21 protein-coding genes are annotated in these 24110 nt (G+C 58.1%); 15 read left to right on the top strand and 6 right to left on the bottom strand.

All coding sequences use genetic code 11. The annotated features are described in order from the left end of the window. Positions 1 to 10 precede the first annotated feature (10 nt). Both CLM58_RS14575 and CLM58_RS14570 read right to left on the bottom strand, forming a co-directional pair. Entirely contained in the window at positions 11 to 3682 is a 3672-nt protein-coding gene (locus CLM58_RS14575; RefSeq protein ID WP_095596604.1) for an efflux RND transporter permease subunit, read from the bottom strand. Next, positions 3679 to 4899, bottom strand: coding sequence for an efflux RND transporter periplasmic adaptor subunit (locus tag CLM58_RS14570; protein ID WP_332881214.1), 1221 nt, complete (start codon positions 4897 to 4899; stop codon positions 3679 to 3681). Before CLM58_RS14570 ends, CLM58_RS14575 begins: the two co-directional genes overlap by 4 nt. A gap of 170 nt (positions 4900 to 5069) precedes the next feature. Here CLM58_RS14570 and CLM58_RS14565 point away from each other — a divergent pair, with 170 nt between their 5' ends. The 3 genes from CLM58_RS14565 to der are packed head-to-tail and all read left to right on the top strand — an operon-like array spanning position 5070 to position 8597. Next, positions 5070 to 5738 (top strand): hypothetical protein, encoded by a 669-nt coding sequence (locus CLM58_RS14565; protein ID WP_332881213.1) that lies wholly within the window; start codon positions 5070 to 5072, stop codon positions 5736 to 5738. Between the two features lie 44 nt (positions 5739 to 5782). Beyond that, positions 5783 to 7099 carry an outer membrane protein assembly factor BamB family protein gene (locus tag CLM58_RS14560; protein ID WP_229666090.1) on the top strand — a complete coding sequence of 439 codons (1317 nt, stop codon included), beginning with the start codon at positions 5783 to 5785 and terminating at the stop codon, positions 7097 to 7099. 37 nt (positions 7100 to 7136) lie between these two features. Then, on the top strand, positions 7137 to 8597 hold the full coding sequence (der, locus tag CLM58_RS14555; protein ID WP_095596601.1) for a ribosome biogenesis GTPase Der: 1461 nt from the start codon (positions 7137 to 7139) through the stop codon (positions 8595 to 8597). A gap of 45 nt (positions 8598 to 8642) precedes the next feature. Here the strand turns inward: der and CLM58_RS14550 are convergent, their stop codons facing one another. Together CLM58_RS14550 and serS are read right to left on the bottom strand one after the other, a co-directional pair. After that, positions 8643 to 9347: a hypothetical protein gene (locus CLM58_RS14550; protein ID WP_229666091.1), complete on the bottom strand. Its 705-nt coding sequence runs from the start codon at positions 9345 to 9347 to the stop codon at positions 8643 to 8645. After that, on the bottom strand, positions 9344 to 10636 hold the full coding sequence (gene serS / locus CLM58_RS14545; RefSeq protein WP_095596600.1) for a serine--tRNA ligase: 1293 nt from the start codon (positions 10634 to 10636) through the stop codon (positions 9344 to 9346). Before serS ends, CLM58_RS14550 begins: the two co-directional genes overlap by 4 nt. 313 nt (positions 10637 to 10949) lie before the next feature. Between serS and yajC the strand changes: the two genes are divergently transcribed. From yajC to CLM58_RS14495, 10 genes are read left to right on the top strand one after another with little or no spacing between them, the layout of a single operon-like run. Beyond that, positions 10950 to 11276, top strand: a complete 327-nt coding sequence (yajC, locus tag CLM58_RS14540; RefSeq protein WP_095596599.1) for a preprotein translocase subunit YajC — start codon at positions 10950 to 10952, stop codon at positions 11274 to 11276. 9 nt (positions 11277 to 11285) lie between these two features. Continuing rightward, complete coding sequence (gene secD, locus CLM58_RS14535; protein WP_095596598.1) at positions 11286 to 12947, top strand: protein translocase subunit SecD; 1662 nt, start codon at positions 11286 to 11288, stop codon at positions 12945 to 12947. An 11-nt stretch (positions 12948 to 12958) separates the two neighbouring features. Then, positions 12959 to 13927, top strand: coding sequence for a protein translocase subunit SecF (gene secF, locus CLM58_RS14530; protein WP_095596597.1), 969 nt, complete (start codon positions 12959 to 12961; stop codon positions 13925 to 13927). Further along, positions 13920 to 14672: a sulfite exporter TauE/SafE family protein gene (locus tag CLM58_RS14525; protein ID WP_095596596.1), complete on the top strand. Its 753-nt coding sequence runs from the start codon at positions 13920 to 13922 to the stop codon at positions 14670 to 14672. Before secF ends, CLM58_RS14525 begins: the two co-directional genes overlap by 8 nt. A gap of 10 nt (positions 14673 to 14682) precedes the next feature. Continuing rightward, positions 14683 to 15042 carry an Mth938-like domain-containing protein gene (locus tag CLM58_RS14520; protein WP_095596595.1) on the top strand — a complete coding sequence of 120 codons (360 nt, stop codon included), beginning with the start codon at positions 14683 to 14685 and terminating at the stop codon, positions 15040 to 15042. Next, a complete protein-coding gene (ccmA, locus tag CLM58_RS14515) occupies positions 15039 to 15656 on the top strand; it encodes a heme ABC exporter ATP-binding protein CcmA (RefSeq protein ID WP_095596594.1) in 618 nt (205 codons plus the stop codon). Before CLM58_RS14520 ends, ccmA begins: the two co-directional genes overlap by 4 nt. Next, positions 15653 to 16309, top strand: coding sequence for a heme exporter protein CcmB (ccmB, locus tag CLM58_RS14510; protein WP_095596593.1), 657 nt, complete (start codon positions 15653 to 15655; stop codon positions 16307 to 16309). Before ccmA ends, ccmB begins: the two co-directional genes overlap by 4 nt. Before the next feature lie 41 nt (positions 16310 to 16350). Further along, positions 16351 to 17082: a heme ABC transporter permease gene (locus tag CLM58_RS14505; RefSeq protein ID WP_095596592.1), complete on the top strand. Its 732-nt coding sequence runs from the start codon at positions 16351 to 16353 to the stop codon at positions 17080 to 17082. Then, positions 17079 to 17237 carry a heme exporter protein CcmD gene (gene ccmD / locus CLM58_RS14500; protein WP_188720461.1) on the top strand — a complete coding sequence of 53 codons (159 nt, stop codon included), beginning with the start codon at positions 17079 to 17081 and terminating at the stop codon, positions 17235 to 17237. The genes CLM58_RS14505 and ccmD overlap by 4 nt, the downstream gene beginning before the upstream one ends. Beyond that, positions 17230 to 17757: a DsbE family thiol:disulfide interchange protein gene (locus CLM58_RS14495; protein ID WP_095596590.1), complete on the top strand. Its 528-nt coding sequence runs from the start codon at positions 17230 to 17232 to the stop codon at positions 17755 to 17757. Before ccmD ends, CLM58_RS14495 begins: the two co-directional genes overlap by 8 nt. 205 nt (positions 17758 to 17962) lie before the next feature. On the opposite strand, the gene CLM58_RS14490 is transcribed toward CLM58_RS14495, so the two are convergent. Next, positions 17963 to 18739 (bottom strand): hypothetical protein, encoded by a 777-nt coding sequence (locus CLM58_RS14490; protein WP_095596589.1) that lies wholly within the window; start codon positions 18737 to 18739, stop codon positions 17963 to 17965. 735 nt (positions 18740 to 19474) lie between these two features. Here CLM58_RS14490 and CLM58_RS14480 point away from each other — a divergent pair. Then, positions 19475 to 22267 (top strand): bifunctional aconitate hydratase 2/2-methylisocitrate dehydratase, encoded by a 2793-nt coding sequence (locus CLM58_RS14480; RefSeq protein ID WP_095596587.1) that lies wholly within the window; start codon positions 19475 to 19477, stop codon positions 22265 to 22267. A gap of 184 nt (positions 22268 to 22451) precedes the next feature. Then, the gene (locus tag CLM58_RS14475; protein WP_095596586.1) at positions 22452 to 23150 is read left to right on the top strand and encodes a DUF1223 domain-containing protein; all 699 of its coding nucleotides are present in this window, start codon (positions 22452 to 22454) and stop codon (positions 23148 to 23150) included. Here CLM58_RS14475 and CLM58_RS14470 read toward each other — a convergent pair. Next, the gene (locus tag CLM58_RS14470) at positions 23147 to 24049 is read right to left on the bottom strand and encodes a lysophospholipid acyltransferase family protein (RefSeq protein ID WP_095596585.1); all 903 of its coding nucleotides are present in this window, start codon (positions 24047 to 24049) and stop codon (positions 23147 to 23149) included. The genes CLM58_RS14475 and CLM58_RS14470 overlap by 4 nt on opposite strands. Positions 24050 to 24110: the final 61 nt, after the last annotated feature.

The raw sequence follows: 24110 nt of genomic DNA, 5'->3' as shown, positions 1-24110 counted from the left end.
ATGAAAGCCGCTATTCAGCGGCTTTCACAGAAGGACTGTGGGTCTGGTCACTGGGGGTGCTGACCGTCGGATCAAAGTCCCACAGAATGTCTGTCGCCGCTGTCTTGCGGGCCTCGCGGCGCAGGGCCACATCACGTGCTTCTCGGCTTTCGCGGCCCAAGGACAGGGCGCGCAGAGCGTAAAAGGACTTGTACGCGCCGGTCCAGAACCAGATGCGCAGGGCCAGCAGCGACGGGGTGAAGACCAGCGTCAGCATCGTCGCGATACCAAGGCCAAAGACCACGGCCGTCGCCAGCTGCTTCCACCACAGCGCGGTGGGGCTGTCGATGGAATAGCCGCCGTTGAAGAAGTCAAAGCTTAGGCCAAACATCATCGACGACAGGCCCGCCATCGTGGTCACCGTGGTCAGCAGAACCGGGCGGATACGCGCCTCGGCCGTGCGGGTGATGGCCTCGATCTTGGGCATGTACTGGCTGTATTCCTGATAGGTGTCGATCAGAACAATGTTGTTGTTCACCACGATTCCCGCCAGCGCCACGATCCCTGTTCCGGTCATGATGATCGAGAAGCTCTGATCCATGACCAGCATACCGATCAGAACGCCCGTGGTGGACAGAACCACCGCCAACAAAACCAGCGTAGCGTTATAGAAGCTGTTGAACTGCGCCAAGAGGATGATGAACATCAGGCCCAAAGCGCCAGCAAAGGCTTGGGACAGGAAGGCCTGGCTTTCGGCCTCGTCTTCCTGATCGCCAGTCCATTCCCACGTCAGCCCATCGGGCAGCGGATTGGTATTCAGCCATGAGGTCAGTAACTCGATCCGATCTGCCGGAGTAACGGGAACCGGGTTCAGGTCGCCCTCATCCACCATTTGTTGCAGATCAGCCGTCTCAGTTGTGCCTGGCAAGAAGGTCAGGACGCCATTGTCGTCTTGTGCCGAGGCATAGGCGACAGGTGTCTTGCTGTCTTCGGACATCAGCTTGAACCAGCCACTTTCTACACCAGCCTTCACATCAAAATAGCGTTGTTGATCGACGCGTGTGATCCGCCCCAGCTTTTTCACAGGTGTGCGCGAGATGAAGTTTGACAGCGGCACCAGCCCGTCTTCGGTGCGCACCTTCAGGCTGTCCAGCGTCGACAATACACGGTCTTCTTCGGGCAGGCGCACCCGGATTTCGATCTCTTCATCCGAACTGTCGACGCGCATTGTGTCCAGCAACAGGCCGCGGGTGACCAGTTGCACCATGCCGCCAACGGTGGCGACGTTCGCGCCGTAGCGACCAGCTTTTTCCACGTCCACGTCGATCTGCCAGTCGATGCCGGGCAGGGGCAGCGTGTCTTCGATATCCCGAAGGGCAGGGGTCGCGTCGAACTGCGAGCGTGCCAGATGAATGCCTTCTTCCAGCACCGCAAGGTCATCCCCCTTCAGTCGCAGATGAACAGGCTTGGCAGAAGCCGGACCCCGGTCTTGCGACAGGATCTCGACCTGAATGCCGGGCAGGGTACGTAATTCCGCCTCTAACTCGTTCAGCACGACATTGCCGTCCAGATCGGGTCTGTCCGAACGTTCTTCCCATGGAACCAGCTCGAACTGAACCTGTCCGACCGTATCCAGTGGGGGCTGCGCCCCACCGGTGTTCTGGTTCAACCCGCCAGAGCCCGCAAAAGCAAAGGTCGAGTCGACACCCGGATGGGCAATAACGATCTTCTCGGCCGCTTTCAGAATGTTGTCTTTCTCGTTCAGCGACAGGTTGCCCCGTGCGCGGACATAGACGATGGCCTGCTCTGGCTCGGAATCCACGAAGAATTCGACCCCGTTGTTGTTCTTGCCGAAGTAGCCAAAAACGCTGACGACGAAGAACAGAATAGCGCCGATAGTGATGATCGGCATGATTGGATTGCCAGCGACAAAGTGGATGACGTGACCAAAGACCGAGCGGCGATAGCCTGCTTTGATGGACTTCGGGCGACGTTGAATCTGGGCCGCGGTCATGGTGATCGAAGTGGCCGAGGCACCGACAAGGAACAGCACTGCGCCAATAACGACGCTTGGGGTCCCCATGTCTTTGCCCGTCAGGTAGGCGGGGTTCAACAACTGCATCACGGCGGTGAAAAGGACTGCCATTGAAACAGGGACAAGCAAGGCCCGCACGAGCCAAGGAAGCGGTTTAAGAATGTCCGCGGCATTTTCAAGCACGCGGGAATACCGGCCCGCGACACCGCCCATTACCGGCAGGTAAATCAGCGCGACAACCAGCGAGGCCGACAGAACGAAGATCAGGGTGACCGGTAGCATGCCCATGAACTCACCCGGTACACCCGGCCAGAAAAGCATCGGCAGAAAGGCACACAGCGTTGTGGCGGTCGAACTGACGATGGGCCAGAACATCCGCTTGGCCGCGTCGGTAAAGGCGTGCATGGGGCCAGAACCTTCCTTGATGCGGCGGTCGGCGTATTCAACGACAACGATTGCCCCATCGACCAGCATACCTACGGCCAGGATCAGACCGAACATGACAATGTTCGAAATCGCCACGCCGATCAGGCCAAGCAGAACGAAACACAACAGGAAGGACGTCGGGATCGCAAAGCCCACCAACAGCGCAGACCGGGCGCCAAGAAAGGCCAGTACCACGATCATCACCAGTGCAATCGCCGTCAGGACAGAGCCTTCAAGCTGGCTGACCATAGAGGCCACCGTGCGCGACTGGTCCATCGAGGTGCCAACCTTAACGGCGGCCTGCAGTTCAGGCGGCCACGTGGCGCGGACCTTCTCGACCTCTTGCTTCACAAGGGCAGAGGTGTCGATGATGTTGAACCCTTTACGTTTGACGACTTGCAACGCGACTGTGGTGTCGCCGTTGAACCGGGCGGTGCCCTCTCGGTCTTCAAAAGTCAGGTTGATCTCGGCAAGATCGCCAAGGGTAATAACGCGGTCACCGTTGGTTTTGACCGGCAGGTTATAGACGTCCCGCGCATCGTCGAAGGACGACGGGATCTTCACGCTATAGGCGCCCTGTTCCGTCTCTACCTCACCCGCCGCGATCAGTTGGTTGTTGTTTACGACCACATTGATTAGCTCTGCGGCGGTGACGTTGTAAGCCTCTAACCGCAGGGGGTCGATGATGACTTCCAGCATCTCGTCGCGATGTCCGGCAAGACCGGCCTCTAACACGGGCTCAAGGCTTTCAAGTTTGTCTTGCAAGTCCTTGGCAACACGCAGCAAAGTCCGTTCTGGAACCGGACCGGACAGGTTCACGATGATGATCGGGAATTCGGAAAAGTTGATCTCGTTGACCGAGTATTTCTCTGCCCCCGAAGGGAACTCTGCCTCGGCTGTGTTCATCGCGTCGCGGACATCGGCAAGGATCTTCGTCTTGTCCCAGCCAAATTCGAACTCTAGCGCCAGACCGGCATAGTTCTCCTGCGCCGTCGCGCTCATTTCCTTCAGGCCATCAAGGTCTGAAAGCTCTGTCTCCATTGGTTTGATCAGCAGCTTCTCGGCGTCTGCGGCAGAGATGCCGGGGAAGGGGACAGAAATGAACAGAGCCGGAATCTCGATGTCCGGCTCACCTTCTTTGGGCAGGTTGCTGTAGGCCATCGCGCCGGCCAGAAGCGATAGCACGATAAAGGCCACGACCATGCGGGCGCGGCCAGAGGCCCAGTCGATTATGCCGGTCATTGACCGTACTCCTGATAACTGACTTTCACGGGGACGCCGTCGGTGACGAATTCCTGTCCTACGACGATCACCTCAACCTGTTCAGGCAGGCCGCCGACCCAGACCCCTTCGGGCGTGTCGCGCAGAACCTCGATCGCGGCAAAGGCTGCCGCGCCTTCCGTTACGATCCGGACGCCGATGACACCGTTGTCGTTCAGCGTCAGGGCGGATTGCGGTACCAAATGAGCATCAACACCGCCGGTAGAGATGATCATGTCGGCGGTCTGGCCGTCACGGATTGCCAGATCAGGGTTCGGGATGGTCGCTTCGACCCGGAAGGTTCGGGTGCTGCTGTCAGCGGCGCGGCTGACAAAAGAGACCTTGCCGACAACTTCGCGACCGGACGCCAGACGGGCGCCAACCAGACTGTCGGTTGTAACGCGGTCCACATCGGTTTCAGCCAGAAAGCCGACGATCTTGACCGGGTCCAACTGAATGACCGTGGCGCAAGTACCACCGGTGGTCAGGAACGATCCGATCTCGGCGCTATCTGATTCCAAGAGCCCGGCAAAGGGGGCTTTGATGGTCAGACGCTCGATTTCCTTCTTTGCGGCAGCCACGGCGGCTTCGGCCGCGCGAATGCCACTTTCGGCGCCTTCCAGCCCGGAATTGGCGGCAAGAATGCCTGCGCGCGCGCTGGACACGCTGGCCGCGGTCGAGGCGACGCGGGTTTCAGACGCGAACCCGTCCTTTTTCAGTTGAGAGGCCACGCGGTCATTGATCAGGGCTTCGTCCAGACGCGCCTGCGCTTCTGCCAGTGTGGCTTCGGCGGCGGGCAGACGCGCAGCGGCCTCTGCCAGACGCGCTTCGGCTTCTGCCAAGGCAACTTCACGCGTTCCGGGATCAATTTGGCACAACATTTGTCCGGCGGTCACCATCGCGCCACGACGCAGGGGCTCCGAGATCACCGCCCCGGCGGTCTCTGCACGGACATCAACCTGACGAGCTGCTTCGGTGCGTCCGCGCACCAGAACCGCGTTGTCGACAGGCTGCGCAACAGATTTGCGCGCCACGACCGAAACCCGCGTATCAGGTGCCTCGGCAGCGGTCGTTTCCGATGTTTCCACCGCCACTGCGGTGTCGTCGGACGACCGTCCGGCGAATTCCATAACTTTGTCTCTTTGCAATACAAGCAGGACGAGAACGGCTGCGACCACAATGGCGGTCAAAAAGGGCATTAGGCGCATGGCAATGACTCGGGCTGATTTATTGGGACTATATATGTTTTGAACGAAAGCTCACAACACGCTCATGTTACGTTAGCGCTGAACAGTTTGGTTTACTTATAGTGGTTCTTCCCTGAACGTAAAGCGCCGGTGGGGCTTGGCAATCTGCGCAATCGTAGAGTATGACGGGCCAACCCAAGAACGAGGCAGATATGAGCAACCCCGACAGCTTTATCGAAGAAGTCACAGAAGAGGTCCGCCGCGAGCGACTTTTCCAGATGTTCCGCCGCTATGGCTGGATTGGAATCACCGCTGTGGTGCTGATCGTCGGTGGCGCGGCCTGGAACGAATGGAACAAGGCGAAAAAAGCGGCCGAAGCGCAGGCTTTGGGCGACGCGATCCTGTCCGCCGCCGAAGCAGGCGATGCGGCAGCACTGGACGCCGTCCCGGTCGAAGGTGAAGCAGCCGCAGTTGTTGCCTTCCTGGCTTCTGCAGAGGAACTGGCCTCGGAAAACCCTGAGGGCGCGATGACTCGTCTGCAAGCCATTGCTGACAACACGACCTTGCCGCTGGCGTTCCGTGATCTGGCGGCGATCAAGCGGGTTCTGATTGGCGCGGAAACGTTGGATGTCGCGACCCGTCGTGAGGCTCTGACGCCCCTGGCCGTTGCAGGTGCACCGTATCGCGCAGTAGCGCTGGAACAACTGGCGTTGCTGACGCTGGAAGAAGGCGACACCGACGGCGCAATTTCGCAGTTGAATGAGATTCTGACACTGGAAGAGGTCACACAGGGCTTGCGTCAACGCGCGGCACAGTTGATTGTCGCTCTCGGAGGTGTTCCGGCGAACTAGCTGGCACAAGACACATCCGAAACGGAGGTTTGGGTCAAGTGATAGTGAAACAGAGTATTGGTCTTCTGGCGACCGCCTTGGTTTTGACAGCCTGTGGCCAGCGTGAAGTGCCACTGGTCGGCGAACGCATTGATGTGCGCGAAGCCGCTTTGGCCGGCAGCATAGACGCCGAGGCCGTTGTCACCGAAACTTCTCGTCCGATTTCGTTGGCTGCGGCACAGGCAAATGCTGAGTGGCCGCAGAAAAACGGCAGCGCGTCTCATACGATTGCGCATCCCGCGCTGTCTGGCGGTTTGACCCGTATCTGGTCCGCCAATATTGGCGCCGGGAACGGCAAGAAACACAGCCTGACCGCAGATCCTGTTGTGGCTGGGGGGCGCGTGTTTACGCTTGATGCCCGCAGTGGACTGCGCGCGTTTACCACCGATGGTGGCGCGCTTTGGGAAACCGACCTGACCCCTGCGTCCGAGAAGAATCAGGATGCGTCCGGTGGCGGATTGGCCTTCGATGCGGGCGTTATCTATGCGACCACCGGTTTTGGCGAGTTGAACGCAGTTGATGCCGCTACGGGTGAGGTGATCTGGGTGCAGGACACTCTGGCCTCTGTTTCTGGTGCGCCGACCGTTCAGGACGGCATTGTTTATGTCGTTGGACGTGACAACCGCGCATGGGCTGTTCGGGCCGAAGATGGCCGCGTGTTGTGGCAAGTCTCTGGTGCGCCTTCTGCGGCTGGCCTGGTTGGGGCGGCCTCTCCGGCGATCTCAGATCGTCTGGCGATTTTCCCGATGGGCACCTCTGAACTGGTGGCGACCCTGCGCAAAAGCGGTGTGCGGGTCTGGGCCAGTTCTGTAGCAGGTCAGCGTCGCGGGAAGGTCTATGGCGCGATCGACGATCTGACCGGTGACCCGGTTATTGATGGGAACGTGATTTATGCGGCCAACCAATCTGGCCAGACCGTCGCTGTGTCCGCGTCCAGCGGTCAGCGTATCTGGACGGTGGAAGAGGGGGCCTACAGCCCGCTGTGGCCTGCAGGCGACTCTGTCTTCATGGTGACCGATCAGGCCGAACTTATTCGTCTGGACGCGGAAACCGGCGACAAGATCTGGGGCGTCAACCTTCCGCTGTTCACCAAGGAAAAGGTCAAACGGCGCAAGGCGGTCTATCCGCATTACGGCCCGATCGTGGCTGGTGGCCGCGTGATTGTCGGCTCTGGCGACGGGGTTCTGCGCAGCTTTGACCCTGTTGATGGTTCCCTTTTGGGGGAAATCGACATCCCAAGCGGTGCAGCGTCCAATCCGGTTGTAGCTGGACAAACCCTTTACATTGTCTCGGCAAAGGGGCAATTGCACGCTTTCCGCTGACGCGCGATTCTGCGCTGACGCTCTCGCGGAGCATGACATGAGCTTTACCCTCGCCCTTGTCGGGCGGCCCAATGTGGGCAAATCCACCCTGTTCAACCGTCTGGTTGGCCGAAAACTGGCGTTGGTCGATGACCAGCCCGGGGTGACGCGTGACCTGCGCGAAGGGGAAGGGCGTCTGGGCGACCTGCGCTTTACCGTCATCGATACTGCCGGTCTGGAAGAGGCAACCGACGACAGCCTTCAGGGCCGTATGCGTCGTCTGACCGAACGCGCTGTCGACATGGCTGACGTCTGCCTGTTCATGATCGACGCCCGCGCTGGCGTTCTGCCCGCGGATGAAGTTTTCGCCGATATCCTGCGTAAACGTTCGGCCCATGTGATCCTTGCTGCGAACAAGGGCGAAGGAGCCGCCGCCGATTCTGGTGTGCTAGAGGCATACTCGCTTGGCCTTGGTGATCCGCTGCGCCTGTCCGCCGAACATGGCGAGGGCATGGGCGAGTTGCTGGAGATGCTGGCGCCGATCGCAGACGAGTTCAAAGAACGCGAAGCGAAGATCGCACCGGAAACCGACATCGACGTGGATGCGGATGCCGAAGAAGAAGTTGACGGCGGTCGCCAGATCACTGTCGCAAAGCCGCTTCAGGTGGCCATCGTGGGCCGCCCCAATGCGGGCAAGTCGACCCTAATCAACCAGATCTTGGGCGAAGACAAGATGCTGACCGGCCCAGAAGCCGGGATCACCCGCGACGCGATTTCGACCCAGTTCACCTGGAACGATACGCCCATGCGCATCTGGGACACTGCCGGGATGCGCAAACGCGCCAAGGTGCAGGAGAAGCTAGAGAAGCTTTCGGTCTCTGACGGTTTGCGCGCGGTGAAATTCGCCGAGGTCGTCGTGGTGCTTCTGGACGTGGATATCCCGTTCGAGCAGCAGGACTTGCGCATCGCCGATTTGGCGGAACGCGAAGGCCGTGCCGTTGTTGTGGCCGTAAACAAGTGGGACCTTGAAGGCGACAAGCAGGAAAAGCTGAAAGAGCTGAAAGAGGCCTTTGGCCGTCTGCTGCCCCAACTTCGCGGTGCCCCGCTGATCACCGTGTCTGCCAAGACGGGCCGCGGCCTGAACCGCCTGCACGAGGCGATCTTGAAGGCCAACGAGATTTGGAACCGCCGTGTCCCGACTGCCGCGCTGAACCGCTGGCTGAATGACATGGTCGAGGCGCATCCGCCCCCCGCCCCGGGTGGGCGCCGGATCAAGCTGCGTTACATGACGCAGGCCAAGACACGCCCGCCGGGGTTCGTGGTGATGTGTTCGCATCCGGACAAGATGCCTGACAGCTATCGTCGCTATCTTATCAATGGGTTACGCGAAGACTTTGACATGCCCGGTACGCCGATCCGGCTGACCCTGCGTGGGCAAAGCGACAAGAACCCGTATAAGAACAAGACCAAGTCGACCCCGTCGAGGCTTCGGAAACACTTGGGCAAAAAACCCTTCTAACGTCGGCTGAAACGGATGCGTTCGTTTCAGCTTGTCCGCCCGTGATCAGATGAACTTGAGCCCGACTTTGCCGACGACAGCCGTCGCTGCTGCGGCAAGTAGGGCGACGGGAAAATTGTCTGTGCTGTTGGCCACAACAATCCCGATAAAGCCCCAGCAAAGAGCAACCGCATAGGCGGGCTCTTTGGTGAGGTATTTGAAGCTTAGCGTTCCGGTGGCCGTTGCCCCAGCCAAGGCGATGACAGCCCAAACCAAGGGGCTGTCACCAACCCCGAAGCCGGTCCCAACCAGCGCCAATGAGACGAAACTCGCCGCTGTCAGCCAACCGGCGTACAGGGCAACCGGGACGCGCAACAGCCAGCGGTCAGTGTCAGGGCAACGATGCAAAGCCCAAAGCGCGGTTCCAAGCATCCAGAAAATCAACAAGGTGGCCAAGACCGGGAACTGATTGGCAACGCCAATCCACGCGGCCCCGGGGGCAAGTGACAAGATCAGCGGAAGACGGGGACCTTCCCACACCGGATCAGTTGCCCGGCCGGTGAAAAGCCCGACCGCGACCATCACCGTCAACCAGGCATAGATCAGCCCCCATATCGCAAAGGCATAGCCTGCCGGTTGCGCCGGGTGTTTCTCAAAAGGAACCGGGAAAAGGGCGGGATCATACCCCGAAAAGCCCCCGGTCAGCGCCGGGGACAAGACAAAGAACAAGGCAGCACAAAAGGTCAGTACTGCCTTGATCGGGTCAATCATGCGAGCACACCGTCCGCGGTGATCTGGGTTTTGCCGCCCATATAGGGGTGCAGCACCTCTGGCAGCTGGACAGAGCCGTCTTCCTGCTGACCATTCTCCAGCACTGCAATCAGGCAGCGGCCAACAGCCAAACCCGATCCGTTCAGCGTATGCAGGAACTGCGGCTTGCCGCCCTCGGTGGGCTTGAACCGTGCGTTCATGCGACGTGCCTGGAAGTCACCACAGGTCGAGACAGAGCTGATCTCGCGGTAGGTATCCTGACCGGGCAGCCAAACCTCGATGTCGTGGGTGCGGCGCGCGCCGAAGCCCATATCACCGGTGCAAAGAACCATGGTGCGGTAGGGCAGACCCAGTTTCTCAAGAATACCTTCTGCGCATTTGGTCATGCGTTCGTGTTCGGCCTCGGACTGGTCCGGGTGGGTGACCGAGACCATCTCGACCTTTTCGAACTGGTGCTGGCGCAGCATGCCAGCCGTGTCACGTCCCGCGCTACCTGCTTCAGAGCGGAAACACTGGGTGTCAGCGACATAGCGGCGTGGCAAATAGCGTTCCTCGACCGTCATGTTGTTGACGATGTTGGTCAGCGTGACTTCGGCGGTGGGGATCAGCCACCAGCCGTCTTTGGTCTGATAGCTGTCTTCGCCGAACTTGGGCAGCTGGCCCGTGCCATACATCATATCCTCGCGTACCAGCACGGGGGTAATGGTTTCGGTCAGGCCGTTCTCGTCGACATGGGTGTCGATCATGAACTGGGCCAAAGCGCGGTGCAGGCGGGCGACAGCGCCCGACAGCAGCACAAAGCGAGAGCCCGCCAGTTTTGCGGCGGTTTCAAAGTCCATGCCATCCTTCACGGCGGCCAGTTCGTAATGCTCGACCGGTTTGAAGTCGAAGCTACGCGGCTCGCCCCATTTGCGGATTTCGACGTTGTCGTCTTCGTCTTCGCCTTGGGGAACGTCGTCATAGGGCGCGTTGGGCAGGCCCATCAAAAGATCGGTCAGCTTGGCGTCTTCGACTTTGGCTTCGTCGTTCAGGCGCGCGACTTCGGCCTTTTTCTCGCCCACAAGGGCGCGCAGGCGCTGGAATTCGTCCTCGTCACCTTTGGCCTTGGCGGCACCAACCGATTTGCTGGCCTTGTTCTGTTCGGCCTGCGCGGTTTCAGCCGCGTGGATCTTGGCGCGACGGGCGTCGTCAAGCGCAAGGATCTCTGACGACATCGGGGCTGCTCCACGGCGCGCAAGGGCAGCGTCGAACGCTTCCGGGTTTTCGCGGATGGCTTTGATGTCGTGCATGGGTCTTGTCCTTCGGCACTGATGAATCGATGCGCGTGTTATGGCGGTTTTTTTCACTGGACGTAAGAGGGGCGATTGCAGCAAGTCGGACCGGGATGCATCCGGTCTGCGTTGTGCTTGACCGTTCAAGGGAAAACGCGCCTTGCGTCCGTGTGCCTTCCAGTGTTGCGCTCTGTGAGCGATGGATGCTTGTCAGCCCAAATCCGCACCCCATATGCCCTCTAATCGCCTTGCCAACCTATCGGGCCGCCGATAGGGTGCCCGCCAATTTACAAGGGGCCGCAGAGGTCTCGAATAACAAGGGAACGAAACTATGTTTGCCACTCCTGCATATGCACAGGCCGCCGGCGGCGCCGCCAACCCGATCGCGCAATTCCTGCCGCTGATCCTGATCTTTGCCATCATGTACTTCCTGCTGATCCGTCCGCAGCAGAAGAAGATGAAAGAGCACCGCGCGATGGTCGAAGCCCTGCGTCGTGGCGATCAGGTTGTGACCGCAGGTGGTCTGATCGGCAAAGTCGTCAAGGTAAAGGATGAGGACGAGGTCGAGGTCGAGCTGGCCGATGGCGTCAAAGTCCGCGTGGTTCAGTCCACCATCGCCACTGTTCTGAACAAAACCGAACCGGCAGAAAAAGCGTAAGACCCAAACATGCTGAATATCCCCCTTTGGAAGCGGATCATGATCTGGGGCGCCTGCGCCCTTGGTCTGCTATTCGCCTTGCCCAACGCGTTTTACACGCGCGTGGAAGGGCATAATGACGCTGTCGCCAAAATCGAAGCTTTGGGCGAAACACCAGAGCTTGTGGCATCCAAAGGGGCATGGCCGGGCTGGATGCCCTCTAGCCTTGTGAACCTTGGTCTGGACCTTCGCGGCGGGGCGCACCTGCTGGCAGAGGTGCAGGTGGAAGACGTTTATGAGGCACGGATTGACGCCATGTGGCCCGAGGTTCGCGATGCCCTACGGGCAGAGCGTGATACCATCGGTACCATTCGCCGTCAGGATTCGGCGCTGGATGAGTTGCGTGTGCGGATTTCGCAGCCCGAGGGCATGCAATCGGCACTGACCGCCGTTCGGGCGCTTGCGCGTCCGATTGTCAGCCTGTCTGGCGTTGGTGAGAATGACATCGAAGTCAGTGCGGATGGCGACGAGTTGATCGTTGTCCTGTCAGAGGCGGAAAAGCTGGCCACTGATGAACGCACCATTCGCCAGTCGCTGGAAATCATCCGCCGCCGCGTGGATGAGGTTGGCACCCGTGAACCGACGATTCAGCGTCAGGGTTCGGACCGCATCCTGATTCAGGTGCCGGGCTTGGGCTCTGCCGAAGAGCTGAAGGCGCTGATCGGCACCACCGCGCAGCTGACCTTTAACCCGGTCGTCTCGCGCACGGGCGACGACACCGTGAACCCCGGGGCACGTAACGTTCTGCTGCCGTCTCTGGATGACGAGGGGGTCTTCTACATCCTAGAGCGGACCCCGGTTGTTACCGGTGAAGACCTGACCAACGCGCAGCCGTCTTTCGACCAAAACGGACGTCCTGCGGTCAGCTTCCAGTTCAACGTCTCTGGTGCGCGGAAGTTCGGGGATTATACGGCTGAGAACATCGGCTCGCCATTCGCGATTGTGCTGGATGAAGAGGTCATCTCGGCCCCGGTCATCCAAGACCATATTCCGGGCGGTTCTGGTATCATCACCGGGAACTTCTCGGTTGAAGAAAGCACAGAGCTGGCCGTTCTGCTGCGCGCAGGTGCGCTGCCAGCAGAGCTGACCTTCCTTGAGGAACGCACCATTGGCCCAGAGCTGGGTGCCGACAGTATCGAAGCCGGTAAGATCGCCTGTATCGTCGCGTTTGCAGCGGTTCTGATCTTCATGGGGCTTAGCTATGGCCTGTTCGGTATTGCCGCGAACATCGCGCTGATCGTGAACGTAGGCCTGATCTTTGGCCTGCTGTCGTCAATCGGTGTCACGCTGACGCTGCCGGGTATCGCCGGTATCGTCCTGACCATCGGTATGGCAGTGGACGCGAACGTGCTGATCTTTGAACGGATCCGTGAAGAGCTGAAGGCCGGTCGCGGCCCAGCCCGGTCGATTGAGCTGGGTTATGAAAAAGCCCTTAGCGCCATTATCGACGCGAACATCACCACACTGATCACTGCCGTGATCCTGCTGGTTATGGGCTCTGGACCGGTTCAGGGCTTTGCCTGGACGCTGATGTTTGGGATCATCACATCGGTCTTTACGGCCATCTTTGTGACCCGACTGATTATCGTGCTGTGGCTTGAACGCGCCCGCCCGAAAACGCTGGAAGTGTGAGGAGCCTGATCATGCGATTGAAACTTGTTCCTGAAGAAACCAGCTGGGATTTCTTTAAACTGTCGAAGGTGACCTTTGGCGCCTCGATGCTTGCCATGGTGGCCTCGGTCATCCTGTTCTTCGTGATGGGGCTGAACTTTGGTATCGACTTCCGCGGTGGTACGACCATCCGGACCTCGGCCGAGCAATCGGTGGACGTTGGTGCCTATCGCGACGCGCTGTCGCCGCTTGGGCTGGGCGATATCTCGATCACCGAGGTGTTTGACCCCACCAAGCCGGACCAGAACGTCACCCAGATTCGGATCGAAGCGCAGCAAGGCGATGAAAGCGTTGCTGGTGAGACTGTGAATGCAGTCAAATCCGCTTTGCAAACCGTGGACCCATCGGTTGACTTCCAAGAGGTCACCTCGGTCGGGCCAAAGGTTTCGGGCGAATTGATCCAAACCGCTGTTCTGGCGGTTGTCGCCGCGATTTTCACCGTTCTGGTCTATATCTGGCTGCGGTTCGAATGGCAGTTCTCGGTCGGGGCCGTGGCGGCGCTGGTGCACGATATTGTCCTGACCATCGGTATCTTCAGCCTGCTGCAGATCAAGTTCGATCTGGCGATTATCGCGGCGCTGCTGACCATCGTTGGTTACTCGCTGAACGACACCGTGGTTGTGTTTGACCGCGTGCGGGAAAACCTGCGCCGCTATAAGAAGTTGGAACTCAAAGACGTCCTGAACCTGTCGATCAACGAAACCCTTTCGCGGACCGTCATGACCTCTGTCACCACGCTGTTGGCGCTGATTGCGCTGATCGTGCTGGGGGGGGATGTGATCCGGGGCTTCGTCTTTGCGATGATCCTGGGCGTCGTGATCGGGACCTATTCGTCGGTCTTCGTGGCGTCGAACGTTCTGCTGATGCTGGGCGTCAAGCGCGACTGGTCCAGGCCCGATCCGAACGCGGCTGGCACGCAGTTCGCGGACGTCGATGCCTGATATTCTTCAGGCCGCACTGGAGTATCCCGGTGCGGCCTGGATTGCGCTTGCGGCTTTTGTCGCGGGCACGGTGCGCGGCTTTTCAGGCTTTGGCACCGCGCTGATATTCCTTCCTATCGCAGCTTTGTTTGTTTCACCTGTCTGGGCGTTGATCCTGCTGATCGGGATGGACCTTCTGGGGCCTATTCCGCTTCTTCAGCAAACGATGCGGCAAGCGCACAAGCGCGATCTTGTTCGCCTGATGGTTGGCGTTTGGGTCGTGCTGCCGTTCTCTCTTCTGTTGCTCTATTCCTTGGACCCGAAGATCTTCCGCTATGGGGTGTCTGTCATTGCGCTTCTGGTGGTTGCGGCCTTGGTCCTTGGGTATCAGTATCGCGGAGACATTCGTCGCCATCACGTCGTTGCAACCGGCGCTGCCGGAGGCTTCTTGGGCGGTGTGGCCGCGTTGCCGGGACCACCCGTCATCTTGTTTTACATGGCGCGCGATCTGCCCGCCTCGGTGATCCGCGCCAATATCTTCCTGTACCTTTACCTGTTTGACCTGACCGCTTTTGTGGTGATCGGCCTGCAAGGGCGGCTAGAGGCAGTTCCGCTTGTGATGGGGGTGTTGTTGGCCATACCGACCATGGCAGGGAACTTTCTGGGCACGCAACTCTTTCGTCTAGGAACAGAGCGGATGTACCGCATCATCGCCTATCTTATTGTCGCGGCTTCTGCGATTGCGGGCCTTCCCGTTTGGCACTAGGGTGCGCCTCATGCGACTGAACGAGATCGACTTTGACGATGTGAAACCCTTTGACGGGTACGGCCCCAACTTCTTCCGCATTGGCGGAGAGGTGATAGAAGGGCCTGTTCTGGCCACCCATGCAGGGGTGAACTCTTGGGGTGGGCTAGAGGACCGCGAAGCCTTGCTGGCGCTGGCCGATAAAGTCGATGTGATCTTCATCGGGATGGGCAAGGAAATCGCTCATATTCCCGCCGATCTGCGCAAGGCGCTGGAACGGGCGGGTCTTGGGGTCGAGGTCATGTCCAGCCCCGCGGCAGCCCGCACCTATAACGTTCTTCTTTCCGAAGGTCGCCGCATCGCCGCAGCACTGTTGACGGTTGGCGAATGAAGCTGTCTGTCGACAATCTGGCCGTCACCCGAGGCGGCGTGCCAGTGCTTGAAGGCGTCAGCTTCACCCTAGAGGCCGGGCAGGCGCTTTTGCTGCGTGGGCCAAATGGGATTGGCAAAACCACCCTGCTGCGCACGCTTTGCGGGCTGCAAGAGCCGCTGGAAGGCGAGATTTCGGTCTCGACGGAAACCATGGCCTATGGGGCCCATGCCGATGGGCTGAAAGCCACGCTAACCGTGCGTGAGAACCTGATGTTCTGGGCCCATACCTATGGCACTGACAATGTTGACGCCGCGCTAGAGCGGTTCAACCTGACCGAACTGGCGGACCGTGCCGCGCAAAACCTGTCCGCGGGCCAAAAGCGCCGGCTCGGTCTGGCGCGCCTTCTGGTCACCGGGCGCCCGATCTGGGTTCTGGACGAGCCGACCGTGTCTTTGGACACGGCCTCTGTCGCATTGTTCGGTGATGTGATCCGCGAACACCTTGCTGGTGGCGGCATGGCCCTGATGGCCACGCATATTGATCTTGGGGTCGAGGCAGAGGAATTGGACGTCGCCCAGTTCAAAGCCGCGCCGCCCAAGGAAAGCTCGGACTTTGACGAGGCGTTTCTGTGATAGCCATCCTGATCCGCGATCTGCGTCTTGCTGTAAGGGCAGGCGGGGGCTTTGGCCTTGGGCTGGCCTTCTTTCTGATTGTGACTGTGTTGGTGCCGTTCGGGGTTGGACCGAACAGCGAGATCCTGAAAACCATCGCGCCGGGCATTCTGTGGGTTGGGTCATTGCTGGCCTGCCTGCTGTCGCTCGACCGGATTTTTGCGCTGGATTACGAGGACGGCTCGCTTGATCTTCTGGCCACCGCACCGGTCCCGCTAGAGGGCGTGGTGATCATGAAGGCGCTCGCGCATTGGGTCACGACGGGCTTGCCTCTGGTTCTGGCAGCACCAATCCTTGGCATCCTGCTGAACCTCGAATCTTCGGCCTATGTCTGGATGCTGGCCAGCCTTGCCGTTGGCACGCCGGCCCTGTCGGTCATTGGCGCATTCGGTGCAGCCTTGACTGTTGGCTTGAAACGCGGCGGATTGTTGCTGTCGCTGCTGGTCCTTCCGCTGTACGTCCCAACGCTTATTTTTGGGGCAGAGGCGGTAAAACGAGGCGCAGATGGTGCCGATGCCGGTCTGCCGATGATGATGCTGGCCGGGATCACTCTTGCGTGTGCGGCGCTTCTGCCCTTTGCGGCGGCTGCGGCAATCCGTATCAATTTGCGCTGAGGGACACCTGTGTTAGCAATGCGTCAAACAGGAAGCTAAGAATGTCGATCTGGGAATACGCAAACCCCGTTAAATTCATCCGCACGACGGATAAGGTGCTGCCCTACATCAGCGTAGGCGCGGCCGTGGCCCTTGTGGGCGGGCTGATCTGGGGGTTCTTCTTCACGCCGGATGATTTCCGTCAGGGCTCGACCGTCAAGATCATCTATATCCACGTTCCAGCGGCGCTTATGGCGATTAACGCGTGGTTCATGATGCTGGTGGCCAGCCTGATCTGGCTGATCCGTCGCCACCATGTCAGCGCACTGGCCGCGAAGGCGGCCGCGCCGGTTGGTGTAACCATGACCCTGATCGCGCTATTTACGGGCGCGCTGTGGGGGCAGCCGATGTGGGGTACATGGTGGGCATGGGACCCGCGCCTGACCAGCTTCCTGATCCTGTTTCTGTTCTATCTGGGCTACATGGCGCTTTGGGCCGCTATCGAAGATAGCGATGCAGCGGCCGATCTGACCTCGGTGCTGTGTATCGTGGGGTCGGTCTTTGCCGTTCTCAGCCGCTATGCCGTCAACTTCTGGAACCAGGGCCTGCATCAGGGCGCTTCCCTGTCGCTGGATAAAGAGACCAACGTGGATGACGTGTTTTATCAACCGCTTCTGCTGTCCATTGCAGGCTTTGTCCTGCTGTTTCTCGCCCTTGTCCTGCTGCGAACCCGCACAGAAATTCGTGCCCGCCGGATCAAGGCGCTTCTGGCCCGTGAGAGGATTTTCGACTGATGCCTGATCTGGGAAAATACGCTGAAACCGTTCTGTCGTCTTACGCTATCTCGCTGGTCTTGCTTGCGGGTTTGGTGTGCTTAAGTATCTGGCAGGGGGCGAAGGCCCGCCGCCAGTTGACCCAGATCGAGGAAAGACGAAAATCCGATGGCTAAACGCAAGATCTCTGTCCTTGTCTTCCTGCCACCCTTGATCTTTGCCGGGCTGGTTGCTGTGTTCCTGCTTGGAATGCATCGGGATGATCCCGATGCGTTGCCATCTACGATGGAGGGCCGTCAGGCCCCGCCTTTGGCGCTGACCGAATTCGAAGGCGAGGTGGTCACGGACGCCGACCTGAAAACTCCCGGCGTCAAACTGGTGAACTATTGGGCCAGTTGGTGCGGACCGTGCCGTGCCGAGCATCCGCAGCTAATGACGCTGGCGGAAGAGGGCATTGCGATCTACGGGATCAACTACAAGGACGACCCGGCCAACGCCAAAGGGTTCCTGGACGAACTGGGTGACCCTTATGTGAAGTCAGGCGCCGACCTGCAGGGGCGGACCGCTTTGAACTGGGGGCTGTACGGTGTGCCGGAAACCTTCGTGATCGACGAGAACGGAGTGGTCCTTCTGCGGTTCGCAGGACCGATCACACGGCCGATTCTCGATCAACGTATCCGTCCCTTGCTGAAGTAAGGCCTTCCCCACCAAATCAGGTGACCGATCTGCCCCTCGAGAACGCGCGGGGTGAGGGCATAGATGTCTTTATTTGAAAATATACTAATGATCGCAGGGCGACTGCGCAGAGGTATTCCGTGCCGTCTGAATCATTTAGACCCATTTTGGCATAACGACCGAGCGCAGACTGCTAATCTCGCAAACACAGACAAGGCCATAGCTCTCATTCTTCTATGCCAGCGAAAATTTCGTTTGGTATGCATTGGGATGGACTAAACGAACCAACCAGATTGTCATTTTCATCAAGTGTCATCGTCCGTGCCATGATCGCGTCACGTTCGCTCTGCGTGGTGTTACGAATGAAGTCCAACCGTTTGTATGCTGGTTCTTCATCAAGCTCAGAGAGGTTTTTTGCGGCCAGATTTTTCAGGACTTCCCAAAGAGTTGGCCATTCTTTATCGCGTAAAACCGCAAGATCTCTATTATCTTCGATTTGACGCAGTAACTCTTCTTGTCTCGCGGTAAATCCGTTCCAGTATACGTTCCAGAATCGAGCGAAATCGAAACGGAGATGACGGTTCGGACCTTTAGTCAATGGTGTGAAATTTAAGGCAATGAATGTGTAGGGGTTATCGGATAGATATGAAATATACTGTGCTGTATAAACAAGGGCTTCAGGAGAACCGTAAAGCCTTCCATTCAAAAACTCTATCGGCAGCATGCAATCGTCGATTCCTCGAGTCCCAGTATCGAGCAACGAATCAGCTTCAAATAAAACTATGACTTGCAGGCGTGATACTTCAGCATCTGCGACCAAATAATAAATATTTAGTCCCGCGCCATCATCACACTCTCCATCAAGGCAAAACATTGCTCCGGTGTCGAGCCACTCATAGTCTTTGAAATCAAACAGGTCTTCTCGCGGACCGAAGTCCGGGTCTGCGAAGACGGGTGCAGTTGAAGTCATTGCGAATAAAACGCCTAGAAAGAATCGGCGCATTGTCTATTCCAATTCGAGCTTGAACCCCTTCAGCTTACCACGGTTCATGCCCTACGCCAAAAATCGGGGTTTAGACGTTGGGATTTCTGTTTGAGGCCATTCCGAAAAGTCAGTTCGTTCGGCTGAAAATCTGAATTTAATTTCAGCTTCCATACGCTGAACATCTTCCTTCGATAAGTTGGAACCAATTCACACATACCATTGTCTCGGGGGAGCAGTCTGCTCAAACGAACATCGTTCTTGAAGCGACCTAAGCACTGCCGATCTTCGATTGGTCGAACAGCTTGCAGAATGATGAACATAAAAGAATGGCATTTGAGATTAATGAGATTGTACAGGATAGCAATCGCAAGCTCCGAGCCGCCGGCAATGATGTCTGTGCTGAGTTTGGCCTTACAAACCCTGTTTCGCCGCAGGGTAGGGGGGTGGGCTATTTTAATGCCTCCCTTTTTAAGCGGGGGACCTTCATCAACGACTCGGAAGTGCAAGGAAACCAAATGCCCGGACTGGACGCATGTGTCGCAGCCAAAGGTATTCGCCTTGCCAGTCGTTCGGGGTATATTGCGCGCGGAAAGCCTGAAAAACTTGCCCCTAAGGTGCTTCGCCGTTGTCTAACGTCTTGCAAGCCCGGAGGGCTTCGTATACAATGGCATACAAACGAACCTGAGCGTCGATCGCACCAAGTCCGCGACCCGGCGCTCAAGCTTATTCTGACACTTAATCGTAGGGATCGTCATGAGCTTGTACACAGACTACCTAGCAGAGATTGAAACGCGGAAAGAGCAGGGGCTGCACCCCAAGCCGATCGATGACGGCGCTCTTGTTGCAGAGCTTATTGAACAGATCAAAGACGCCGGTAACGAATACCGCGCGGACTCTTTGAACTTCTTCATCTACAACACACTGCCCGGCACCACGAGCGCGGCAGGCGTCAAGGCGAAGTTCCTGAAAGAGATCATTCTGGGCAACGAAGCCGTAGAAGAGATCACCCCGACCTTCGCGTTCGAACTGCTGTCGCACATGAAGGGCGGCCCGTCGGTTGACGTTCTGTTGGATCTGGCTCTGGGTGACAACGCAGACATCGCAGCGCAAGCTGCTGACGTTCTGAAGACTCAGGTCTTCCTGTACGAAGCTGACACTGACCGTCTTGCTGCCGCCTACGAGGCAGGAAACGCAGTCGCGAAAGATCTGCTGGAAAGCTATGCCGCCGCAGAGTTCTTCACCAAGCTGCCTGAGGTCGACGAAGAAATCAAAGTCGTCACCTATATCGCCGCTGAAGGTGATATCTCGACCGACCTTCTGTCGCCGGGCGCCGAGGCGCACTCGCGCGCGGACCGTGAACTGCACGGTAAGTGCATGATCTCGGAAGAGGCTCAGAAAGAAATCGAAGCGCTGAAGATCCAGCATCCTGATGCGCGCGTCATGCTGATCGCTGAAAAAGGCACCATGGGCGTTGGTTCGTCCCGTATGTCGGGCGTGAACAACGTGGCACTGTGGACCGGTAAGCCGGCTTCGCCTTACGTTCCCTTCGTGAACTATGCACCGGTCGTTGCGGGCACCAACGGCATCTCGCCGATCTTCCTAACCACCGTTGGCGTGACCGGCGGTATCGGTGTGGACCTGAAGAACTGGGTCAAAAAGGTCGATGCAGATGGCAACGTGATCCTGAACAACGATGGCGACCCGATCCTGGAAGAAAAGTACTCGGTCGAAACCGGTACCGTTCTGACCATCAACACCAAGAAGAAGAAGCTGTACAACGACGCCGGCGACGAAGAGCTGGTGGATATGGCGTCTTCCTTCACTCCGCAGAAGATGGAGTTCATGAAGGCCGGTGGGTCCTACGCCATCGTCTTTGGTAAGAAACTGCAGACATTCGCGGCGGAAACTCTGGGCATCGAAGCCCCGGCCGTCTTTGCGCCTTCGAAAGAAGTTTCGCACGAAGGCCAAGGCCTGACCGCAGTTGAAAAGATCTTCAACAACAACGCCGTGGGTGTTGCCGAAGGCAAAACTCTGCACGCCGGTTCCGACGTGCGCGTGAAGGTCAACGTTGTTGGTTCGCAGGATACCACCGGTCCGATGACTGTGCAGGAACTGGAAGCCATGGCGGCAACCGTTCTGTCGCCGGCCGTTGACGGTGCCTACCAGTCGGGTTGTCACACCGCGTCTGTTTGGGACCTGAAGGCACAAGCCAACACCCCCAAACTGATGAAGTTCATGAACGGCTTCGGTCTGGTCACCGGTCGTGACCCGAAAGGCGTCTATCACTCGATGACGGACGTTATTCACAAGGTTCTGAACGACATCACCGTGTCGGATTGGGACATCATCATCGGCGGCGACAGCCACACCCGTATGTCCAAAGGCGTCGCCTTTGGTGCGGACTCGGGCACCGTGGCGCTGGCGCTGGCAACTGGTGAAGCCTCGATGCCGATCCCGGAATCTGTCAAGGTGACCTTCAAAGGCAAGATGCAGGACCACATGGACTTCCGTGATGTCGTGCACGCCACGCAGCAGCAGATGCTGCAACAGCATGGCGACAACGTCTTCCAGGGCCGCGTGATCGAAGTTCACATCGGCACCCTGCTGGCCGACCAAGCCTTTACCTTCACCGACTGGACCGCAGAGATGAAGGCGAAAGCCTCGATCTGTATCTCTAATGATGAGACCCTGATCGGCTCTCTGGAACTGGCCAAGAGCCGCATCCAGATCATGATCGACAAAGGTATGGAGCATGAAAACGGCATGCTGCAGCGCCTGATCGACAAGGCTGACAAGCGTATCGCCGAGATCAAGTCGGGTGAAAAGCCTGCTCTGACCCCGGATGCAGACGCCAAGTACTTCGCCGAAGTTGTGGTTGATCTGGACATCATCGACGAGCCGATGATCGCTGACCCCGATGTCAACAACGCTGACGTCTCCAAGCGCTACACCCACGACACCATCCGCCCGATCTCGTACTACAAGGCCGAGAAGAAAGTGGACCTGGGCTTCGTTGGTTCGTGCATGGTGCACAAGGGTGACATCAAGATCGTGGCACAGATGCTGAAGAACTTGGAAAAGGCCCACGGAAAGGTCGAATTCAAGGCACCGCTGGTTGTCGCGGCTCCGACCTACAACATCATTGATGAGCTGAAGGAAGAGGGCGACTGGGAAGTTCTGGAGAAATACTCTGGCTTCGAATTCGACGACACCGCGCCGAAAACCAAAGCACGTACCGAGTATGAGAACATCCTGTATCTTGAGCGTCCGGGTTGTAACCTTTGCATGGGTAACCAGGAAAAAGCCGCGAAGGGTGACACCGTTCTGGCGACTTCGACCCGCCTGTTCCAAGGCCGTGTTGTTGGCGACGCACCGGACAAAAAAGGTGAATCGCTGCTTGGCTCGACCCCGGTTGTTGTTCTGTCTGCCATCCTTGGCCGTACGCCGACCCTGGAAGAGTACAAGATCGCTGTCGAGGGCATCGACCTGACCAAGTTCGCACCGCCGCAGGAAATTCCGGGCACCACGCGATCGGTTCACTTCTAAGTCGAACGGCTTTCAAAGACATTCGGATGGGCGCTACGGGATACCGTGGCGCCCATTTTTATGTTTCCTGAAAGGGTCCTGCGCTGGCATAACAAGTTATGACAAGATGCTCCCGAAACGTTGATTGGCCTGTTGATCGGGCAGGCTTTAACAATGTCCGGGGATGCAAAGTTAAGGAGATCACATGCACTCTGTAATTCGAATTGCCATGTTGATCTGGCTGGCCCTTTCGGCCCCGCTGTTTGCGCAGTCCAAGCCTGTCGTGGTCGAGTTGTTTACCTCGCAGGGCTGTTCATCTTGCCCGCCGGCGGACGAGATGATGCATCAACTGGCGAAGCGTGATGATGTGATCGCTTTGGCGCTGCATGTGGATTACTGGGACTATATCGGCTGGAAGGATTCTTTCGCCGACCCCGCCTATACGAAGCGCCAGAAAACCTATGCCCGCGCCTTCGGCAACCGGTCTGTTTTCACACCGCAGTTCATGATTGGTGGCACGGATTCAGTGATCGGCCCAAAGGCAATGGAACTGTCAGAGTTAATCAACGCCCACGCTCGTAAACCCTATCCTGTCGACCTTCGGGCCACGCGCCGGGGCGGCAAGATTAGCGTGACCGCTGCTGCTGTCGACCGCAACTACGGGGACATGGTTCTGCAGCTTGTGACCTACAGCGCTAGCCAAACCGTCAGCATCAAGCGCGGAGAGAACGCGGGGCGGACCTTGTCCTACAGCAATGTGGTCAATCATTGGGAAGAGATCGCGCGCTGGCGTGGTGCCAATGACCTTAGCGTCCGTGTGTCCACTTCGGGCAACCAACCGACCGCTCTGATCTTGCAAGAGGCCAAAAGCCGCGTGATCCTAGGGGCAGTGGCCCTGCGTTAGTTCGACAGGGCCTTTTTGCCCTTATCTTTCCAGCGACGGTGAATCCAGAACCATTGTTCAGGTGACTTTTCGACCCGGGCCTGCAGGTTGTCGTTCATGGCCTGAGTCATGGTTTCGGCATCAGTGGCGGGGATCGGCTCTTCCAGTTCGACTTTGAAGTCCAGACCGTTCTCTAGTCGCGTGCCATAAAACGGGATGACCAGCGCGTTGTATTTCAACGCCATTTCTGCGCCTGTCGTCGCGGTTTTTGCCGGTTTCCCCATGAATGTCAGTCTGGCGCCTCGTCCCTTGTGGAGGTCATTCAGCATCGCCAAAATGCCGCCTGACTTAAGGTGTTTTACCAGCCCCATCATGCCCCGTTTGCCCTGTGGAAAGGCGGGTCCGCCCATGTGTTCCAAGGTATTAACGTAGTGCTTGTTGAAATAGGGGTTCCGCATCGGACGATAGAGGCAGCCAACCTCGAACCCACCCAACATAAGGGCCGCGCGGACCGACTCGTAATTTCCGAAATGGCCCGAGACCAAAAGGACCGGCTGATTAGCTTCTTGAGCACGGCGCAAGTGATCCAGACCTGGGCCGCTGACTTCCACGCTCTTCATGCGTTCTATGAACTCTTTGGCCGAGTAGTTCTCGATCAGGGATCGCCCGGCATTATCGCAGGCAGCATTGGCGATGCGCAGTTTCTCGGCCTTTATCATATCGGGATAGATCAGGTCCAGATTGGCCAGCGCTCGCTTTCGGTACCCGGCAATGGGCGCAATCACATAGCGCATAAGCTTGCCAAAAAGCCGTACGCGCATCTCATAAGGAATGCTTAGCGCAAGCCGGATCAACCCGCGGGCAACGCGGTCAGATATCCAGTTTCCGAAAGTGTTTTCGCTTGGCGATGACGCGGCCATGAGGCCCTTTCAATGGCAAGGCCCGATAGGCCGGTTTCGGACAGGAATACTGCCCGCACAC

The organism is Actibacterium pelagium (assembly GCF_002285415.1).
GTDB classification, from domain to species: domain Bacteria; phylum Pseudomonadota; class Alphaproteobacteria; order Rhodobacterales; family Rhodobacteraceae; genus Actibacterium_B; species Actibacterium_B pelagium.
The sequence above is the reverse complement of the archived record's forward strand: the minus strand, read 5'-3'. Positions and strand labels throughout refer to the sequence as shown.

Bases quoted from the DNA above. Each gene is read 5' to 3' on its own strand.
- CLM58_RS14575 (WP_095596604.1), bottom strand. From the start codon at position 3,682: ATGACCGGCATAATCGACTGGGCCTCTGGCCGCGCCCGCATGGTCGTG.
- CLM58_RS14570 (WP_332881214.1), bottom strand. From the start codon at position 4,899: ATGCCCTTTTTGACCGCCATTGTGGTCGCAGCCGTTCTCGTCCTGCTT.
- CLM58_RS14565 (WP_332881213.1), top strand. From the start codon at position 5,070: ATGACGGGCCAACCCAAGAACGAGGCAGATATGAGCAACCCCGACAGC.
- der (WP_095596601.1), top strand. From the start codon at position 7,137: ATGAGCTTTACCCTCGCCCTTGTCGGGCGGCCCAATGTGGGCAAATCC.
- CLM58_RS14550 (WP_229666091.1), bottom strand. From the start codon at position 9,347: ATGATTGACCCGATCAAGGCAGTACTGACCTTTTGTGCTGCCTTGTTC.
- serS (WP_095596600.1), bottom strand. From the start codon at position 10,636: ATGCACGACATCAAAGCCATCCGCGAAAACCCGGAAGCGTTCGACGCT.
- yajC (WP_095596599.1), top strand. From the start codon at position 10,950: ATGTTTGCCACTCCTGCATATGCACAGGCCGCCGGCGGCGCCGCCAAC.
- secD (WP_095596598.1), top strand. From the start codon at position 11,286: ATGCTGAATATCCCCCTTTGGAAGCGGATCATGATCTGGGGCGCCTGC.
- secF (WP_095596597.1), top strand. From the start codon at position 12,959: ATGCGATTGAAACTTGTTCCTGAAGAAACCAGCTGGGATTTCTTTAAA.
- CLM58_RS14525 (WP_095596596.1), top strand. From the start codon at position 13,920: ATGCCTGATATTCTTCAGGCCGCACTGGAGTATCCCGGTGCGGCCTGG.
- CLM58_RS14520 (WP_095596595.1), top strand. From the start codon at position 14,683: ATGCGACTGAACGAGATCGACTTTGACGATGTGAAACCCTTTGACGGG.
- ccmA (WP_095596594.1), top strand. From the start codon at position 15,039: ATGAAGCTGTCTGTCGACAATCTGGCCGTCACCCGAGGCGGCGTGCCA.
- CLM58_RS14505 (WP_095596592.1), top strand. From the start codon at position 16,351: ATGTCGATCTGGGAATACGCAAACCCCGTTAAATTCATCCGCACGACG.
- CLM58_RS14495 (WP_095596590.1), top strand. From the start codon at position 17,230: ATGGCTAAACGCAAGATCTCTGTCCTTGTCTTCCTGCCACCCTTGATC.
- CLM58_RS14490 (WP_095596589.1), bottom strand. From the start codon at position 18,739: ATGCGCCGATTCTTTCTAGGCGTTTTATTCGCAATGACTTCAACTGCA.
- CLM58_RS14480 (WP_095596587.1), top strand. From the start codon at position 19,475: ATGAGCTTGTACACAGACTACCTAGCAGAGATTGAAACGCGGAAAGAG.
- CLM58_RS14475 (WP_095596586.1), top strand. From the start codon at position 22,452: ATGCACTCTGTAATTCGAATTGCCATGTTGATCTGGCTGGCCCTTTCG.
- CLM58_RS14470 (WP_095596585.1), bottom strand. From the start codon at position 24,049: ATGGCCGCGTCATCGCCAAGCGAAAACACTTTCGGAAACTGGATATCT.